This window comes from Bacillus sp. IBL03825, assembly GCF_024712505.1.
GTDB lineage: Bacteria > Bacillota > Bacilli > Bacillales > Bacillaceae_G > Bacillus_A > Bacillus_A wiedmannii.
The window spans coordinates 2,573,493-2,592,365 of the sequence record NZ_JAMXKE010000001.1; the positions used below are offsets into that span (position 1 = coordinate 2,573,493).

At 31.5% G+C, this 18,873-nt stretch carries 13 protein-coding genes and 1 pseudogene; 13 read left to right on the plus strand and 1 reads right to left on the minus strand.

Annotated elements, in window-relative coordinates:
- Positions 1-4 precede the first annotated feature (4 nt).
- From NHG49_RS13150 to NHG49_RS13175, 6 genes and pseudogenes are all read left to right on the plus strand, one after another.
- Positions 5-687 (plus strand): annotated as a pseudogene (locus NHG49_RS13150) (DUF3885 domain-containing protein).
- Positions 684-1,424 (plus strand): 5'-methylthioadenosine/S-adenosylhomocysteine nucleosidase, encoded by a 741-nt coding sequence (gene mtnN, locus NHG49_RS13155; RefSeq protein WP_098102356.1) that lies wholly within the window; start codon positions 684-686, stop codon positions 1,422-1,424. The pseudogene NHG49_RS13150 and the gene mtnN overlap by 4 nt, the downstream one beginning before the upstream one ends.
- 15 nt (positions 1,425-1,439) lie before the next feature.
- Complete coding sequence (locus tag NHG49_RS13160; RefSeq protein ID WP_064475300.1) at positions 1,440-2,075, plus strand: SDR family oxidoreductase; 636 nt, start codon at positions 1,440-1,442, stop codon at positions 2,073-2,075.
- A gap of 102 nt (positions 2,076-2,177) precedes the next feature.
- The gene (locus tag NHG49_RS13165; RefSeq protein WP_000617082.1) at positions 2,178-3,026 is read left to right on the plus strand and encodes a GNAT family N-acetyltransferase; all 849 of its coding nucleotides are present in this window, start codon (positions 2,178-2,180) and stop codon (positions 3,024-3,026) included.
- 108 nt (positions 3,027-3,134) lie between these two features.
- Positions 3,135-3,509, plus strand: coding sequence for a hypothetical protein (locus NHG49_RS13170; RefSeq protein WP_001059012.1), 375 nt, complete (start codon positions 3,135-3,137; stop codon positions 3,507-3,509).
- A gap of 208 nt (positions 3,510-3,717) precedes the next feature.
- Positions 3,718-6,384, plus strand: a complete 2,667-nt coding sequence (locus tag NHG49_RS13175; RefSeq protein ID WP_064475302.1) for a M4 family metallopeptidase — start codon at positions 3,718-3,720, stop codon at positions 6,382-6,384.
- A 298-nt stretch (positions 6,385-6,682) separates the two neighbouring features.
- Here NHG49_RS13175 and NHG49_RS13180 read toward each other — a convergent pair whose 3' ends face one another.
- The gene (locus tag NHG49_RS13180) at positions 6,683-7,909 is read right to left on the minus strand and encodes an AraC family transcriptional regulator (protein ID WP_258126099.1); all 1,227 of its coding nucleotides are present in this window, start codon (positions 7,907-7,909) and stop codon (positions 6,683-6,685) included.
- A gap of 572 nt (positions 7,910-8,481) precedes the next feature.
- Between NHG49_RS13180 and NHG49_RS13185 the strand changes: the two genes are divergently transcribed.
- The 7 genes from NHG49_RS13185 to NHG49_RS13215 all read left to right on the plus strand — a co-directional run bounded on the left by NHG49_RS13185 (position 8,482) and on the right by NHG49_RS13215 (position 18,763).
- On the plus strand, positions 8,482-10,155 hold the full coding sequence (locus NHG49_RS13185) for an LPXTG cell wall anchor domain-containing protein (RefSeq protein WP_154131490.1): 1,674 nt from the start codon (positions 8,482-8,484) through the stop codon (positions 10,153-10,155).
- A gap of 92 nt (positions 10,156-10,247) precedes the next feature.
- Positions 10,248-11,054: a class C sortase gene (locus tag NHG49_RS13190; RefSeq protein WP_103655349.1), complete on the plus strand. Its 807-nt coding sequence runs from the start codon at positions 10,248-10,250 to the stop codon at positions 11,052-11,054.
- Positions 11,055-11,207: 153 nt separating this feature from the next.
- On the plus strand, positions 11,208-13,442 hold the full coding sequence (locus tag NHG49_RS13195) for an MSCRAMM family protein (RefSeq protein ID WP_258126100.1): 2,235 nt from the start codon (positions 11,208-11,210) through the stop codon (positions 13,440-13,442).
- A gap of 119 nt (positions 13,443-13,561) precedes the next feature.
- Positions 13,562-14,119 (plus strand): class I SAM-dependent methyltransferase, encoded by a 558-nt coding sequence (locus NHG49_RS13200; protein WP_064475307.1) that lies wholly within the window; start codon positions 13,562-13,564, stop codon positions 14,117-14,119.
- 79 nt (positions 14,120-14,198) lie between these two features.
- The gene (locus tag NHG49_RS13205) at positions 14,199-14,936 is read left to right on the plus strand and encodes a hypothetical protein (protein WP_064475308.1); all 738 of its coding nucleotides are present in this window, start codon (positions 14,199-14,201) and stop codon (positions 14,934-14,936) included.
- A 97-nt stretch (positions 14,937-15,033) separates the two neighbouring features.
- On the plus strand, positions 15,034-15,513 hold the full coding sequence (locus tag NHG49_RS13210; RefSeq protein ID WP_064475309.1) for an SRPBCC family protein: 480 nt from the start codon (positions 15,034-15,036) through the stop codon (positions 15,511-15,513).
- Positions 15,514-15,592: 79 nt separating this feature from the next.
- Positions 15,593-18,763, plus strand: a complete 3,171-nt coding sequence (locus tag NHG49_RS13215; RefSeq protein WP_258126102.1) for an ATP-binding cassette domain-containing protein — start codon at positions 15,593-15,595, stop codon at positions 18,761-18,763.
- Positions 18,764-18,873 lie beyond the last annotated feature (110 nt).

The window sequence follows — 18,873 nt, forward strand, 5'->3', positions numbered from 1 at the left end:
AAGAATGCAATTAAAAGAATATATGAATCAAACATTTCCTGGAGTTACATTAGTACCACATATATACTTTCAGTGGAAAAATCATTTGCATTTTCATTTTGGGAAAGGGAAATGTCCAAATGTCGAAATGTCGAAAGAACCGACGATGTAAATATGGAATACTTCACTCAACTATATACATATAATAAATACTTATTTGAAGATATATTTTCAAAAGAAGATGAAGTGTTTTTAGTAATAAATGTTTATCGATTTAAAAAGGAAAACGTGAAAAATTCGCAGAAAATAAATGTATATAATCGATTTATTAAAAAGAGGGATTTAAAGTTCCAAATAAGACAAGAAACAGTACCTTTTCTATTTGAAGATGAAGAAGCTAATTTATATTGTACATATCAACTTTCGTTAAAATGTTTTGCTAGCGATATAAAGTATAAACCGCTTATTCAAGCTGCGAATCATGAAGATTTTCCAGGTCTTAATCCTCGTTTTGGACGTAAGGAAGAGATTTCTTATCCAGATGTATTTCTCATAAATGCAACGAAAGATATTATCATGTTTGTTTATGATGATAGAGGATGTGAAGTAATTGCGAAGAATAAAGAAACAATACGAAATTTATATGAGAAATATAAAGAGTGGATTCCAGATTATGAACGAGAAAGTATAGATAACTTATTTACATGACAACAATGGGGGAAGTGAAGCGTGTAATGAAACGTATTGCAATCGTAGCCGCATGGGAACCAGAACTTACGTATTTGCATCAATATTATCCAAGTGAACGCATTGAAAAAAGAGCAGCTTGGGAATTTCATTTTCATTATATCAATGATCTGGAAATTATTTCTGTTATAACTGGAGTTGGGAAAGTAAGCTGTGCTAGTTGTGCGCAATTATTAATTAGTGAATTTCAGCCAGATGAGTTGTTTATGACAGGTATATGTGGAAGTCTATCAAATAAGGTGAAAAATGGACATATTGTAGTAGCCCTTAATGCAATACAACACGACGTTACTGCTGCTGGTTCGGGGGAAGATGTTTTTAATTTATATAATGGTAGAACAGCACCTATTGAAACAACAAAGTCACTTGTAAGAAGAATAAAAAAGATACGATCTTATGATCCGATTCATTATGGTACATTTTTATCTGGAGATCAACGTATCCGTAGTTCAGAAATGAGATATTTACTCCATACTGTATATGGAGCATTGGCGGTTGATCAAGAAGTGGCAGCTTTTGCTTATGTGTGTCAAATCAATAAAAAACCTTTTCTCATTTTAAAAGCTGCTTCAGATCAAGCAAATGATAAAACGAAAGAGGAACAAAAAATCTTTAAAATGTTAGCGTGTGAACGAGCGTGCGAGCATTTAATTGCTTTTTTACGTGTGTATGAGATTAATGTAGTAAATAATAGATAGTAAGAGGGATTAATATTGGAAAGTACAAATAAAATAGCTATTCTGGGTGCAAACGGGAAAGCTGGGAAATTCCTTGTAAACGAAGCATTAGAAAAGGGATATCAAGTAAAAATATTAACAAGAAATTCTAATAATATGACGATAACTAATGAAAATTTAGAGACTATTATTGGAGATGCACGTGATTTTTCTTCAATACGTGAATTACTTCAAGGGTGTCAAGCTGTAATTAATGCGGTAGGTCAACCAAAAAATGAATCTTATATTTTTAGCACAGTAACAAAGCATATTTTAGAAGCAATGAAAGAGTTTGAAATAAAACGATATATTCTAATTTCTGGTGGTTCTTTAGATGTTACAGAAGATCAAAAGGGAATTGTAAATAAAATAGGAGCTACCTTGTTTAAAGCATTTTTATCAAAGATGATGCAAGATAAATATAAAGAATTGCAAACTATTCAAGGTAGTGATGTAGATTGGACAATTGTTAGATTACCATTTGTTATGGAAGGGAAGAGCATTGGAAATATAAAGGAGAGTTTAGTAGATATGCCAGGAATCAAAATTCAAAATAGTGATATTGCACCATTTGTGATAAAACAAATTAACAGTGAGAGATATGTAGGGAAGTGCCCGTTTATTTCAAATTAAATGGTTTAATTAAAAGTTAAAGAATGATGGGTAGATTGGCACTAGTACATTTTACGTATTTGAATGCTAAGTTTAACACGAGTAAGTGGGGGAGAATTTTATATGATTCAATACAAAAGATGCAGTGAAGTAAGTATAGATTTAGTGTATGAAGCTTTTAAAGATGGATTTTCAGATTACATTATTAAAATGGAAGTTTCAAAAGAAGATTTTATAAAAAGGTTTTTGGGACCAGAAGGGAATTCACTAAAACATTCCTTTCTTGCTTTAGACGGTAACAAATCTGTTGGTGTAATACTTGGCGGGATAAAGGATTATGAAAACATAAAAACAATGCGTTGTGGAACATTAGCGGTTCATCCTAATTACCGCGGTATTGGTGTGAGTCAAAAATTATTTGAACTGCATAAGGAAGAGGCGCTTCAAAATGAGTGTAAGCAACTTTTTCTTGAAGTCATTGTAGGCAATGACCGAGCGATTCATTTTTATACGAAATTAGGCTATGAAAAAGTGTACGATCTATCTTATTATAATTTAAAAGATATGACTAAAATAATAAATAAAGATTGTAAGGAAATTGAAGTAAAACAATTAGAATTTCCAGCTTTTAAAGTTGAAATTCAGAAATGGTTACACTTCCATATAAATTGGCAAAATGATATGGATTATATCGAAAAAACAAATAATACATTTTACGGTGCATATGTCGATAATGATTTAAAGGGTTCAATATGTATGAATGAACAAGGTAAAATTAGTTTTATATTCGTAGACAAAGACTATAGAAATCGTAGTATTGGATCAAAATTATTACAAGTAGCAAGAGAAAACTTACATGTATCAAGTTTATCAATTGGGTTTCCAAACAACAATTTACTGGAAGGGTTTTTAAAGAAAACTGGATTTGAAAAGAATTCATTAGCACAATATGAAATGTATGTATTGTTATAAAAAGCGAAAGGAGTCATTATTTCGCTTTTTATTTTTGTGCTATATTGATATTTTATTTTGTATAATATTCTTTTTTTATGTAAAATAGATAGGATGGGAGGGGATGAAATGAATAATGGATTAAAGTTTAAGATTTTTGAATTACATTGTTTCGTTCAAAAGACTTATTCTGATATTAAAATAGCATGTGATATTGCCATTTATCAAGAAAACACTTCTAAATATTTAATTTCATTAGGGTTTTTAAATAAATCATATATGACTTATATAGAAGCAAAAAGATTTTATCGTGAAAATGAAGAACTTATAAGTGTAGAATTTGATAATTTCTTTGATACATATGATAAATTAGAACAAGAATTAAAAAAAGTTATTTCAACTGAAGATAAGAATCCTTCATTGCTACATAACAGGCTTGATCAGTTTCAGCAAAAAGTTGAAAATATAAATGACCTAATAAAAGTATTGCAAAATGCTCGTTAAAGAATACTTTTTCTTTTTCATATAGAAAGTATGTATTAAAAATATATTAGGGATATGACATATTGAAGAGGTGACTTTTGTTGATTACAGAAGTCATCTTTTTATAATACAGTTTTGCGTAATGTGATGTACTTTTTATTTTTTCTATTTTTGATAGGAATACATTGAAGCAGTTTCATATTTTAGGAAATTATACGAGGAAAATAAAATGAAGAATAAAAAAGAAATAGCTATAGTTGCATTAACAACAGGGTTAGTTTTAACAAGTGTAACACCATATGGAATAGCTTATGCAGAAGAAACGGGTCAAATGCAAGTTGAAATTCATGAGGATTCGTTCCGTACAGGTGCACTTACACAACCATCACAAAAGATGCCTGAGAACGTAGTGAAAGATGCACTTAAGGAAAAGGCGGAGCATGCTTTGTCTCCAAAACAAGTTAGTGGGGACAAAGGAGTAGATTACAAAGTTGTTCAAAAACGTGCTTCTTATGATGGGACTACACTTGTGCGTATGCAACAAATATATGAAGGTAAAGAAGTATATGGACACCAATTGACTGCCCATGTAGATAAAAAGGGTATTATTAAAAGTATTTCAGGAGAAAGTGCACAAAATTTAACACAGGTAGATTTAAAGAACACTAGTACTTTCTCAAAAGAAGAAGCAAAACAATATATTTATACGAAATACGGGAACGATATTAAATTTATTTCTGAACCAGAAGTTAAGGAAGTTATTTTTGTTACTGAAAATAATGGGCAGGCTAGCAATGCATATCAAGTTACATTTGCTGCTGCAACACCAAACTATGTAACTGGAACTTATTTAGTGAATGCTCATAATGGTGATATGTTGAAAAATATGGTGCAAGAGTCAGATTTAAAAGTAAGTGAAGAGCATGTTGAAGCTATTAAGGAGAGTAAAAAAAGCAATTTTAAATCATTAACCGGAACTGGAAAAGATGATTTAGGTATAACTCGTACATTCGGTATTTCTGAACAAAGTAACGGGAAATATGCGCTTGCTGATTACACAAGGGGGCAAGGAATTGAGACGTACGATGTAAATTATAGAGATATTACTTTAGAAGGTAAATATTATCCTGGTATATTAGCAACTAGCACTTCAACAACATTTAATGATCCAAAAGCGGTAAGTGCTCATTTCTTAGCAACAAACGTATATGATTTTTATAAAGACAAATATAAGCGTAATAGTTTTGATAATAAGGGGAAAAAAGTAGTTTCAGTTGTACATGCATGGGATTCTGGAGAAATAGATGATCCTAAAAATTGGGGAAATGCATTTAGTGCTAATGTTAACAATGTTAGTATGCTTATATATGGTGATCCAATGGTTAGAGCGTTTGATATAGCGGGCCATGAATTTACACATGCGGTTACATCTAGCGAATCTAATCTTGAATTTTTCGGAGAATCTGGAGCAATTAACGAGGCATTATCTGATATTATGGGAACGGCTATTGAGAAATATATAAATAATGGAGAATTTAATTGGACAATAGGAGAACAAACTGGATCAGCTCTTCGTAATATGAAAAATCCATCTGCAGTCAAATTTTTTAATGGAGTACCGTATCCAGATGATTATAGCAAATACAGTGATTTAAACGGAGAAGATAATGAGGGCGTTCATTTCAACTCAAGTATTATTAATAAAGTCGCGTATTTAATTGCACAAGGTGGCACTCATAACGGTGTAACTGTAAATGGTATTGGTGAAGATAAAATGTTTGATATTTTCTATTATGCAAATACTGATGAATTGAACATGACTTCTAATTTCTCTGAATTAAGATTAGCGTGTCTTAAAGTTGCAACAAACAAATATGGAGCGAACTCAATTGAGATTGAAGCGGTTCAAAAAGCTTTTGATGCAGCAAAAATTAAAGGAACAGTGAAAGAAAACGAAAAAAACGCAGAAAACGAAATCCCAGAGCTAACTGTACCGTTTACAATTACACTGCGTATAGGTGATACGTTTGACCCGATGAGTAACGTAAAAGCTGTTGATAAAGAAGATGGTGATTTAACAAATAAAGTAAAACATAAAGGCGATGTAGATACTTCTAAACCAGGTACATACATTGTGGACTACTCGGTCGTTGACTCTCAAGGGGGACATACAGCGGCTACACAGACTGTAATTGTAGAGGGAAATGGAGAAACATTAGATTTAAACCCTACATTAACAGTGCCTACTGCAGCGACAATTCATGTAGGAGATTCATTCGATCCAATGGCAAAGGTATTAGCTATTGATAAAGAAGACGGCGACCTTACTTCTAAAGTAAAAGTTAATGGTGAAGTAGATAGCACTAAAGCCGGTACTTACGTATTAACGTACATAGTTACAGATTCTAAAGGTCATAAAGTAACTGCGGAACAAACTGTAACGGTCAAAGTTAGAGATGAAGTTAAAAATGAAATACCAATACTAAAAGTACCTGCTACAACTACAATTACTGAGGGGGATCAATTCGATCCAATGGTAGGAGTATCAGCTACTGATAAGGAAAACGGTGACCTTACTTCTAAAGTAGTTTATGAAGGAGATGTAGATCCCTCTAAAGCTGGTACTTTTAAAATAATATATAGTGTCACAGATTCTGTAGGTAATGAGATACATGCAATACAAAAAGTATTAGTGAAGGATAAAGATACTAGCAAAGCTAAAGGTCTTACTAATAACAGTAATATCCCGAACAGCATTAATTCTGATAAAAAAGAATCTACATATAAAGAGCTTCCCAACACGGGTGCAAGTGAAACGAACAGTACAGCAATGGGCATATGGATGATTATTGTCAGTACAGTACTCACTTTGGTTCGCAAATTTAGAAAGATATAAAAATAATAGTAGGGATTATTTCTCACACAATAATTATTAGATGAATTTTTTACTTAATAAGATTTTAGTATTTAAGTAGTGTATTTGGCTTCTATAAAACTTTGTGCCTGGACACTGTTTTGCCTACAGACCTACATTACATATAAAACACGTTACTATTCTCATTCAAATAAAAGAATAGTAACGTGTTTTTTTGATTTAAAAATAGCCTAAATTCAAAAGGCCATGAGTGTGGAAGTAATTCTAATCTGCCATTGATAAGTTACTAAAAACACTTTGTTTTAATGAAAGTTTAACTCTATATGACAACATGAGATTTTCGGTATTTACCAGGTGTTTCGTTAGTGAATTTTTTAAAAATTTTAGTAAAATAGCTTTGATCACTAAAGTTGAGCGAAGCACATATGTCTGATAAGGGATAGGTTGTGAAAGTTAATAACTTTTTTGCTTCTTCGATTCGTTCACGTTGAATGTACTCAATTAATGAAATACCGACTTCTTTTTTGAATAATATAGATAAATAATCTGAATTTACGTTTGCAAATTTAGCAAGTTGTTTAACAGATATTTGATTGTAAATATTTTCAAAAATATAGTTTTTGCAAATAGCGATTGTCTTTGAGTGCTTCTGTACTTTTTGTGCTTTTACACAGTCTGCAAAAGTACAGAAAACATTTCTTAATAAATCCCAAACAGATTGTGTGTCTTTTAAATCCTCTGTCTTTTGAATGTGTAGATCGTAAATCTTGTAAGCGATCCCGGAAGGAAGTCCTCCTTTTATAGCATATCTAGTAGCAAGTGTGATGGATGAAATACAAATGTTTTTATGACGTCTTAATTGATGAAATGAAGATAAGGATGAAAGAGTCTCTTGTTGGAATTCGTAATAATATTTGAGTGCGCTTTCTTTATCCCCGTTTTCTATAGCTCCAAGTAGTTGGTTCTCTATATACAAATTATGACAGATAGATTCGTTTTTTTGCATTGAAATATATACATCCTCGTTTAAGATACTGCTATGACTTACATGAAATGAGTCACTGTTATTTGAAAAGGTACTTACATCTGAATTTTTTTTATAGAGAATATTATAGAACAATATTGCTATATTTACAAAGAAATTTTGATCTTTGACTGACAATGAAAAATAATGGTCTCTTGTTCTTTTATAATTCGAAATAAAATTAAGGTTACTATCCGTTTTACTTGTAGAAAAATTTACATGTGTCAAGGGCCCAATAATAACAGTACCGTTCACTATATAATGGCTCTTTATGTGAATTAAAATGAAGTGCCCTAAATATTGGTGAATTCTGAAGATAGGCGAATTAAATGAATCATTTTTTTGAAAAAGCACATGTAACTGTTCTTTTTTTGATTTATAGAACGAATGTGAATCATCTTTTGATGTAAATTCTAAAAGAATATTTTTGTTACAATCTAAAAAACAAACTGGAATTTCAAAAGATTGGAAAAACATATTACAAATGTACTCTATCTCAACTAGACTGAGCTTTTTAGTCATATTATTCCTCCTTACAGTTGTGTGTAATAGTTGAATGTTTATATATTCCCTTTTTTCATAATAAGTAGAAACGGAAAAACTTTATCTATAAAAATTATAAACTTCTAAGAATAATACCATAATTTAACATGGTTAGCACATATTATTTGAATATACAGGTAATAGTTTTAGGGGGGAACGTAAAATATGAATTGTCACACTTATTCGTTGTTCATTGCTTATATGTATCAAAAATGATTAAGATTGGATTTTAAATAGGGATAGGAAGGGAGAGATTAATGAATTGAAGTTAAGTAATTAATGTGAATTTTCGATAGAAGTTAATATGTAACGATTTTCGAAGTAGAGATATAAGTGTAATTCAGGGGGAAAACTACATATATCATACGGAGAGACAACGTAATAATAGAAAATAAGAAGAGTGAATAAGTGATTGTAAACAATGGATTGTTGGACGACTATGTTTTAGGTTACTCGTTTAAATCTGGTACTTGGCACACTATTGCTTTTAAGAGGGTAATAGTAATAAAGAGATTTTTAAAATGATAGAAGTAGTAAAGGGGATAAGAGAAATGAAAAAAATATTTAGTGTGCTTTTAGTATTTTTCTTAACATTTTCTACATGGTCTAGTGTATTAGTAAAGGCAGCTTCACCATCCAAAGGTACTTTAACGATTCATAAATATGAACAAGAAAAAGAAAAAGAAAAAGATGGCGCACCGGGGCTAGAAGGTGATGGCTCTGCAAATCAAGAGGTACCAACAAATGCGAAACCGTTAAAAGGTGTAACGTTTGAAGTGAAAAGGGTTGCATCGTTTGAAAAAATTTCAAACGATGGGAAAATCGTGAAAGAAGATGTGAAGCCTATAATGGGAGCAACTCCAACTCAAGTAGTAACAGATAATAACGGACAAGCTGTATTAAAAGATCTTCCGCTAGGACGTTATGAAGTGAAAGAAGTGGCAGGACCTCCGCATGTTAACCTAAATCCAAATACGTATACAGTGGATATTCCATTAACGAATAAAGAGGGTAAAGTGCTAAACTATGATGTTCATATGTATCCGAAAAATGAGATTAAACGTGGTGCAGTTGATTTAGTAAAGACTGGTGCAAATGAAAAAGCATTAGCAGGTGCAGTATTCTCTTTATTTAAAAAAGATGGTACAGAAGTGAAAAAAGAGTTAGCAACAGATGGTAATGGGCATATTCGCGTGCAAGGATTAGAGTATGGGGAATACTATTTCCAAGAGACAAAAGCGCCGAAAGGGTATGTACTAGATCCGACTAAACACGAGTTTTTTATAAAGAACTCCGGAACTATTAACGAAGATGGAACAATTACTTCTGGTACAGTAGTTAAAGTAGAAGTGCAAAACTATGAAGAACCAAATATTGATAAAAAGATTAACGGGGATTTGGAAGCGTTACCAATTAATCCGTTAACTAATTACAATTATGATATCAAAACATTAATTCCAGAAGACATTAAAGAATACAAAAAATATGTAGTAACAGATACTTTAGACAATCGTTTAATGATTCAAGGAAAACCAGTCGTGAAAATTGATGGAACGGAAGTAAATGCAAGTATTGTAGAGGTAGCTGTAGAAGGCCAAAAAGTAACAGCTACAGTAAAAGATTTCACAAAGTTAGATGGTAAAAAAGAATTTCATTTACAAATTAAATCACAAGTAAAAGAAGGAGTACTATCTGGTTCGGAAATTTTAAATACAGCAAAAATTGATTTTATAAATAAAAATGATGTAATTGGAGAAAAGGAATCTAAACCTGTAGTTGTTGTTCCGACAACTGGAATTATCGAGTTAACAAAAGTTGATGGTGCTGATAAGAAGAAATTAAAAGGTGCGGAGTTTGTACTTAAAGATAAAAATGGAAAAATAGTTGTTGTGGCAGGTAAAGAAGTCACAGGTGTATCAGATGAAAATGGTGTTATTAAATGGACTAACATTCCGTATGGAGACTATCAAATTTTTGAAACGAAAGCACCAACTTATACAAAAGAAGATGGTACAACAGCTTCATATCAATTATTAAAGGACCCTATTGATGTAAAGATTAGCGAAAATAATCAAACGGTTAAATTATCGATTGAAAATAATAAAAGTGGATGGGTTCTTCCTGTAACGGGTGGTATCGGAACGACTCTATTTACTGTACTAGGCCTTGCGTTAATGGCTACAGCGGCATTTGTTTTCTTTAGAAAAAAGTTTGCTAATAATTAAGGTTTTAGGAACATGTAACCAAGTGATGTGAAAAGGGGAGAAGCAAAATGCTCCCCTCTTTTCAATATTTTAGTATATGCAGAGGTGGAAATATGAAACGAAATTTTGTTTTAGGAGGTATTTTTTTATTTGGATTAGCTATTTTTTTATATCCTACTATTAGTAATTGGTTGGCGACTCGTGCACATTATTCTGAGATTAGCTCCTACGATAAGAAGATCAAAGCACTACAAAAGAAAGAAGTTGAACGTAGGGAAAAAGAAGCAACCGAATATAATAAACAAGTTCAAACTTCCATGAAAACATTTGCAGATCCATTTTCTGAAGAAAAAAATAATCATCATCAAGCGTATGTCGATGCGTTAAATTTAGGTGATGTAATGGGGTATATTGAAATATCGAAAATTAATATAAAACTGCCAATCTATCAAGGGACCTCTGAGGAAGTTTTGAGTCGCGGGGTAGGTCATTTAGATTATTCTTCACTTCCGGCAGGTGGAGAAAATACGCACACTATTTTAACAGGGCATCGTGGTTTACCATCAGCAAAATTATTTACAGATTTAGATAAATTGAGTGAAGGAGATCTTTTTTATATTCATTCTTTAGACAAAATTCTTGCTTATAAAGTAGATCAAATTAAAGTAGTGTTACCACACGAAACGGACGATTTGAAAATTGTGGAAAATAAAGATTATATAACATTAATTACATGTACGCCTTATGGAGTAAATACAAATAGATTACTGGTTCGAGGTGAGCGTGTGGAGTTTAACGAGAAAGTAAAACAAAAAATGCGTAAAGAGATATTTATGTTTAATAAGTGGACCGTAGTAGTCTTAATCCTATTATTCTGTGTGTTACTAGTCGCAATTTATAAGAAAAAATTAACTCGATAGAATGAAGTTATTTATCCTGTATTAATGGGCAGTGGGACCGAAAATCCAGAGATAAGCAAAGAAGGTATATAGGGGATGAAGTAAATCCTCACGGAAAAAAGTTTCACTTTATTCGACTGTAGAAAAAATACGGTAAAGGTGGGAACAAAGGAATTGAGGTTACGATTAAAGTTGGTAAGTATTCATTTTATGGTTTTGTTAATGTTATGTGTAAGTTTTGTCGTATATGCACCAAAAGAAGCATATGGATCCACGACTAACTTAGAAGGTCTAGGGGATATATCGCGTTATAATGCTGTTGTCTTTGGTAACCATATAGCAGTAGGTGGAGACATTGAAGGAGCAATTGCAGTTCAAGGTGATATGGATGCATCTGGTTATACAATTGTAGGTGCAGCAGCGGGAACATCTAATATAGTTGGGGAAAAATGGGATGATGAGGGATATCCATCCTTGTTATTGTCTGGAAAATTTAAAAAATCAAGAGAGGAATCTTTTATCATTCAAAATGGAATAGTCGTAATGACAAAAGAGAGTGATCCAGATCGTATCATACAATCTTCTTATGATCGTATCGTTTATAAAGAAAAACTAGAAATTGACGCGAAATTTAATGAATTTCACAACATAGTGAACCAAGTCAGTAAAAATGCAGGTCAATATAAAACGAATACCCCAATTCCAAATATGAGTTATGGAATTGGAAAAGATATAAACAATCCTAATATTTATGTTTCATCAGAATTGGTAGGGAAAATCAATTTAGATATAAGAGATGTCTTTTTACCTAATGCTAAAGGAAAAGATTTTATCGTTATGTATTCAGATGCAAAAGAGGTTACATTTAAAAATGGTGCTATCTTATATGACACGAACGATATTGGTAGGGCTACAGATATAATTCCTACATCACAACCCTATTCTCCTAATTCACCGTTCACTGAGTTATACGGGAAGGTGATTTGGGTTTTTCCTAATGCAAAAAAGATCACAACAGAGGGATATGGTGTCGTTGGGAGTATGTTTGCTCCAAATGCTGTATTAGAAACAAAAGGCGGTTCGATTAATGGACAAGCATTTGTCGGTGCAGTACAACAAACTGGTGGATTTGAATTTCACAATTTCAAATTTTATTGGCAACATTGGAACAAGCCTAGTACGGGAAAAGTAAAGATAAAAAAAGTAGATAGTAATAATGATAATAAAGAATTGATGGGGGCAAAGTTTCATATTGAAGATTCAAATAAAAAAGTAGTTGGTGAGTTAGTAACAGATGAAAAAGGAGAAGCGATATCAAAAGAATTGCCAATAGGTAACTATACCCTAGTGGAAGTAGAAGCACCTAAAGGTTATGAATTATTAAAAGATAAAATAGCTGTAAAAGTAGAAAAAGATGTAGTAGAAATTAAAATAGGGAATAAGAAATTACCAGATCCAATGGGGAAAATGAAGTTAGTAAAAGTAGATACGAGCGATAAAAATAAAAAGCTAGCAGGAGCAAAGTTTCATATTGAAGATTCAAATAAAAAAGTAGTTGGTGAGTTAGTAACAGATGAAAAAGGAGAAGCGATATCAAAAGAATTGCCAATAGGTAACTATACCCTAGTGGAAGTAGAAGCACCTAAAGGTTATGAATTATTAAAAGATAAAATAGCTGTAAAAGTAGAAAAAGATGTAGTAGAAATTAAAATAGGGAATAAGAAATTACCAGATCCAATGGGGAAAATGAAGTTAGTAAAAGTAGATACGAGCGATAAAAATAAAAAGCTAGCAGGGGCAAAGTTTCATATTGAAGATTCAAATAAAAAAGTAGTTGGTGAGTTAGTAACAGATGAAAAAGGAGAAGTGATATCAAAGGAATTACCAATAGGTAACTATACCCTAGTGGAAGTAGAAGCACCTAAAGGTTATGAATTATTAAAAGATAAAATAGCTGTAAAAATAGAAAAAGATACAGTAGTAGAAATTAAAATAGGGAATAAGAAATTACCAGACCCGACTGGGCAATTTGAAATTGAGAAAGTTGATGATAAGGATATTAATTTAAAACTAAAAGGTGCTGTATTTCAAGTATTAGATAAAGAAGGTAAAGAAGTTACTAGATTAACAACGGATGAAAAAGGAAAGGTGATTTCCAACCAGTTAGTACTTGGAAAGTATACGATTAAAGAAATAAAAGCGCCAAACGGATATATGTTACTTAGAGATCCAATAGAAATAGAAATTACAAAAGCGGTAAGGACACAAAAACTAACAGTGAAAAATGTGAAAAATAATTGGGTAATCCCTAATACTGGTGGCAGCGGAACAACAAGTTTTTACGTGATTGGTTTTGTGCTAATGTTTGGCGTGCTATATTTCTGTAAGAAAAATCGTTACATTAGATAGTTTTTAGGGGATGAGTTCGGTATTGTACTAGATTCATGCTACTAAATTTGTTGAAGAAGGAAGGATAATAGTAAACATAGAATATATTAATAAATCGAAATTTTCACGAGGTGAAAGTGATGGGAACAAAACAAGATGAAATTAAAGTAGTAGTCGGAGCCGGGGTGTTTAATAATAATCCAGGTTGGATACAAACGCAAGAAGATGAACTTAATTTACTAGATAAAGTTACGTGGGAAGAAAGATTTGAATACAATTCTATTTCAGCTATTTTAGCTGAGCATGTATGGGAACACCTTACGTTTGAAGAGGGTGTAAGGGCAGCAGAAATTTGTTATGAATTTTTAAAGCCAGCAGGGCACATTCGGTGCGGTGTTCCTGATGCATTTTTCCGAGACGAAGCATACCAAAATATAGTTCAAATAGGCGGACCTGGTCCGAAAGATCATCCAGCAGCAAGTCATAAAATTGTTCATAATTATAAAACATTAACGGAAATGTTTAAAATTGCTGGATTTGAGGTATTTTTACTTGAATATTGTGATGAAAATGGTCAGTTTTATTACAACGAATGGGATGCAAATGACGGTGTTATTTTCCGTTCGAAAAGATATGATTCTAGAAATAAAGGTGATAAACTTGGTTTTCCATCTTTAATTGTTGATGCGATTAAATGATAAGTTTTTCAAGCAATTAATTATAAAAAGCAGAAAGTGTTCTTTCTGCTTTTTATTTTGCAAAGGGGATGAATATACTATGCAACCTATAAAACAAGTGGTATTAACATGCATTACTCATGATCCAACAGGGAGCTTATTATCTACAATAAAAGAACTAAAAGAGGAATTGTTAAATTTAAATTATGATAAAAAATATATAACAATTAGTAACGTAACACCAAAAGAGGTTGTAAAAGAACTAGCAGAATGTAACTTCCATATAAATATAGTAGAAAAATTAGGAGTAGGGAACACACGTAGGGATTCTTTGAAGTTTGTTAGTAACTATAATCATGATTACTATCACTATTGTGATTTTGATCGTTTGCTAACTTGGATTAAAGAATATCCAGCTGAGCTTAATTCGTTCATTCAGAATATAGTTGATGTAGATTACTTAATCATTGGCAGAACGGAGAAAGCTTTTCAGACACATCCTAAAGAATGGAAAATTACAGAAACAGTATCGAATAAAATTATGTCATTACAATTAGGGAAACAAGTAGATATTACAGCTGGTTCATGTGCGTTATCAAAACAAGCAATTGATTACATAATAAAATATTCTAAATGCAGAATGACTGATGGAGAATGGCCAATGATTATAAATACTTTTACAGATTTTAATATTGGTTACATTGCGGTAGAAGGTTTAAAATACGTGAACAACCTTAACCAAGATAATATTATTGACCCGATAAAAGCATGGTCAATTAGATTAGAGCTCTCATATATAATAAGTCGATCAATTTTGGAGTTAACAAAAACCTCTTAAATTAATGGGATGTAATAGTGATTTCCTTTTTTATTGAAATCATGTAAAATAAAAATAGAACGTACATTCGTTTAGGCGAAAAGGAGGTTAATTTATAATGTTAGCTGTAATAGATAAACAAGGTAATGAATATGTAGTACAATTTGAGCGTTATTTTTCATATTCGATAGAGGAAGTTTGGTCTGTTTTAACAGAAAACAGTAAGCTTAAAAAATGGATGTCTAATTTACAAATTGAAAGTCTTAAAACGGGTGGAATAATAAAGTTCGACATGATGGACGGTTCATTTATAAATATTGATATTTTAGAGTGTCAAGTAAATTCAGTACTTGAATTTACTTGGGATAAAGATCGTGTCCGATTTGAAATACATAAAGAAGAAAGTGGGACTCTTTTACTTCTTAAAGAGTACATTCATGTATTAACTGATCATACACCGAAAGATATAGCTGGTTGGCATATTTGCTTAGATCTTTTTTCTTCCGTACTAGAAGGGAAAGAAAAAGAATTTTCTAAAGATGAATGGCAACAATGGTTTGAAATATATAAGGATAAGGTTCTTGAAGTGAGAGGATAATTACGTAAGATAATATATTTATTATGTAATTATTATATTGTAAAAATGGTTTTCATGAAAAATAAGAATAGAGGTTAATATGAAAGTAAATCAATTAATTGCTAATAACATAAATAAATTAGATACAGCTATTCCATTTAATAAGTCGTTTGGAATTGCTGGTTTATCAGGATCAGGTAAAACAACCTTTTGTCAAACGATTGGTGAAGAATCAAAAAAACGATTAGTTTCTTTATTGCCAAAGGCTGAATATCAATATTTATTTCCTAACATTATGGAAACGAATTTTAGTGCTATTAAGATAGAAGATATGCCTTTAGTTCTTTTTCTAGGAAAATCATCGATTTCTTCCAATCCACGTTCAACAATCGGTACACATACTGGTGTTTTCACAGAGGTACGTGAAAAACTTGCTGATGTATTTCATCTTTCACCTGAGGTTTTTTCATTCAATAACCAGTTAGGCTGGTGTACTGGCTGTAAAGGCCGAGGTACTACTAAAAATATTGAGTGTAAAAAATGTATGGGAAAACGTTATAGCGAAGAAATCGAACAACATACGATAGATTTATTTGCTAAACCACATACAATTTCAAATATTAATGATTTAAGTGTTGAGTCTATTCTTTCGTTAGCGGAAGAGTTAAATATTAGTGAAGCAAAGCAACATATACTGAAAAATATAATTAATATGAACATTGGTTATTTAACATTAAATCGAATTATGGGTACGTTGTCAGGTGGAGAGTTAACAAGACTATATTTGGCTGAATTTATGGCAGTAAGCGAAAATGCTGTAATTATTATTGATGAGATTTCAGTTGGACTTGATCATGAAACATTATTACAAATATTAGAAGAGATTAAGCAGTTAGGGTGTAAAAATCAAATTTGGCTCATTGATCATTCAGATACTGTACTGGATACAACAGATGAGCAATTGTTCTTTGGACCTGGTAGCGGAAAATATGGTGGACAAATTGTGAAAGAATCGCCAAGACCAAAACCAATACTGTCGGATCTAAATAAAGAAGTACCAACAGAATATTATACATTCCATGAATTAAATTGCCGTAATATCCAAATGGCGGAGTTTCAAATCCCTAAAAATAGGCTTGTGACGGTTACTGGAGAATCTGGATGCGGGAAATCTACACTTGTCAATGAATGTTTAGCTACAGATTTCTTGAAACGATATCCAAAAGATAAATTAGTTATGGTAGGACAAGATCGAAATCAATCCATTACAAGTCGATCAACTGTAGCCACTTTCCTAGATATTAAAAAGAAACTCACAAAGTATAGCGAAGAAATTGATGATATTTTTGAGCGTTCGATTGAGGATATTATAGATGAACTCCCAAATGAAGATATTGCGTATAAACGCTTGAGTCTATTAATTAAATTAGGACTAGGTTATTTAACGTTAGAACGAAAAACACAAACATTATCAACAGGTGAGTTCCAATGTGTTCATTTAGTTTCGGAGTTATTTGCAAACACAAGAAATCCACATACATTATTTATTTTTGATGAGCCTTCAAAAGGTTTATCACAAAATATTTTAAACCAATTTATAGATAGTGTTAGAGGGATATTACAAGATGAATCAGTCTCTATCATCATGATTGAACATAATAGTTATATGTTAGAAAGCTCTGATTATATTGTAGATTTCGGGAAAAGACAGCTTGAATCTATAAAGCATCTTGATGTAGTAAGTCATGAAGATTATTATCGTCAAAAAAGCAGTGTGAATAATGCAGAGCAAATACATATTTCTTCAGCACTTAAGCATAAAGAAGGCGTTCACTATTTAGAAGAAAATCATATTCACTATTTTAAAAATGCCGAAAATATTTATAAGGGTGGTATTTTAAAAAGTTTATCATCAATGGCCCGTTTAATTTATAGTGAATATGAATCTGATACAATTGCACCTGTTGTTGCTATTGATCTTGAAAGACATTTATATAGTCAATATAGTTTCTTATATGAAATTGGTGGACTAATTAATCATATTGTAGCTGCTCATCCAACTAATAAAGATACGAGAAGTTTTGATTTCTATTCACAGGACAATCATTGTCCATCTTGTTCTGGACGCCTTCAAATTGAAGTTTTTGATAAAGATATTGCAATTCAAGATAAAAACGTTCCATTTTGGGATGGTTTATTTGATCCGGAAATCATGAAAGTATTAAAATTTTATCAATATGAAAAAATAGAATTTTTATTTGAAGAAATTAAAAATGAGCTTGGTCACGATTTATCAAAGAGCTATAATGATATGTCAGAAGAAGAAAAGCATACGTTTTGGTACGGATATTTTGAAAAATCATTTTATGATAAAAAAGGAAAGACACGCAGAACATGGGTAGGATTTAATACGATTATTGGTGGATATATTGTTATTTCAAAAGCAGCTATTAAAGAGGAAATTAAGACTTCTAAAGAATTGATAACATGTCCAATTTGTGAGGGAACGGTATTAAATCATCAAAAACCGCTTAAATTTGCTAACTTCGATATTCGTGAAATTATCAATCAACCTATTGATGAAGTGTTGAAGATAGTCGGTGATTTACCTGCACTTCAAAAATTGAAATCTATTGTTGGTGGCGATATGAGATTGACAGAAGATGTTTCTTTATTGCCAAGAAAAGCACAAGTTGCACTGAAAATGTTTGAATTAGAACAGGCAAGCTTTTCAAACTACGAAATGGTGTTACAAAATGTCTTACCATTCTGGGACGAAATAAAAGGAAATATCGAATCCATTAGTGTTAATAATCAAGTAACTGTTTGTGATTTCCCTAATGTTTATGAAACGAGAGAAAACATTATAGATAAGTATTTCACAAATGGTAAATATAAAAAACTTACGTATGTATACGAAGCGTTTGGATACAAAAAGTTAGTTACCCAAATTAATAAAATTAAAAAAAGTAATCCATGTCCATTCTGTAAAGGAAAGAAAGTTATAACGGAAGATAATCTACATGATGGTGTATTTAAACTAACAATTCCATGTGTAACTTGTACTGCAACTGGTATTAATGACGAAGGACTAAAAGAAGTTGTTGAGAGCGTGGATGTACAAACATGGTTAACTGGAAAAGTTTGTGATGTTGTGGATGAAAGCTTATTAACAGAAGATGTTTCGCAAATACCAATTTTTAATCGCATTCGTGAATTGGATAAACAAGATATGATGGCGGTTTATGAATGTCTGGAGATAAATAATTAAGCGAAACAACTAATATGTTGATTAGCATAATTGATTATAAAAATGAAAATATGCAATTTTAATTATATAAATATAACGCATTTAATTATTATTTAAATCATTAAAAGTAG

What these genes read in the sequence shown, in the direction of transcription:
- NHG49_RS13165 (WP_000617082.1), top strand. Translation starts at nt 2,178, where the DNA reads ATGATTCAATACAAAAGATGCAGTGAAGTAAGTATAGATTTAGTGTAT.
- NHG49_RS13170 (WP_001059012.1), top strand. Translation starts at nt 3,135, where the DNA reads ATGAATAATGGATTAAAGTTTAAGATTTTTGAATTACATTGTTTCGTT.
- mtnN (WP_098102356.1), top strand. Translation starts at nt 684, where the DNA reads ATGACAACAATGGGGGAAGTGAAGCGTGTAATGAAACGTATTGCAATC.
- NHG49_RS13200 (WP_064475307.1), top strand. Translation starts at nt 13,562, where the DNA reads ATGGGAACAAAACAAGATGAAATTAAAGTAGTAGTCGGAGCCGGGGTG.
- NHG49_RS13185 (WP_154131490.1), top strand. Translation starts at nt 8,482, where the DNA reads ATGAAAAAAATATTTAGTGTGCTTTTAGTATTTTTCTTAACATTTTCT.
- NHG49_RS13210 (WP_064475309.1), top strand. Translation starts at nt 15,034, where the DNA reads ATGTTAGCTGTAATAGATAAACAAGGTAATGAATATGTAGTACAATTT.
- NHG49_RS13175 (WP_064475302.1), top strand. Translation starts at nt 3,718, where the DNA reads ATGAAGAATAAAAAAGAAATAGCTATAGTTGCATTAACAACAGGGTTA.
- NHG49_RS13190 (WP_103655349.1), top strand. Translation starts at nt 10,248, where the DNA reads ATGAAACGAAATTTTGTTTTAGGAGGTATTTTTTTATTTGGATTAGCT.
- NHG49_RS13180 (WP_258126099.1), bottom strand. Translation starts at nt 7,909, where the DNA reads ATGACTAAAAAGCTCAGTCTAGTTGAGATAGAGTACATTTGTAATATG.
- NHG49_RS13215 (WP_258126102.1), top strand. Translation starts at nt 15,593, where the DNA reads ATGAAAGTAAATCAATTAATTGCTAATAACATAAATAAATTAGATACA.
- NHG49_RS13205 (WP_064475308.1), top strand. Translation starts at nt 14,199, where the DNA reads ATGCAACCTATAAAACAAGTGGTATTAACATGCATTACTCATGATCCA.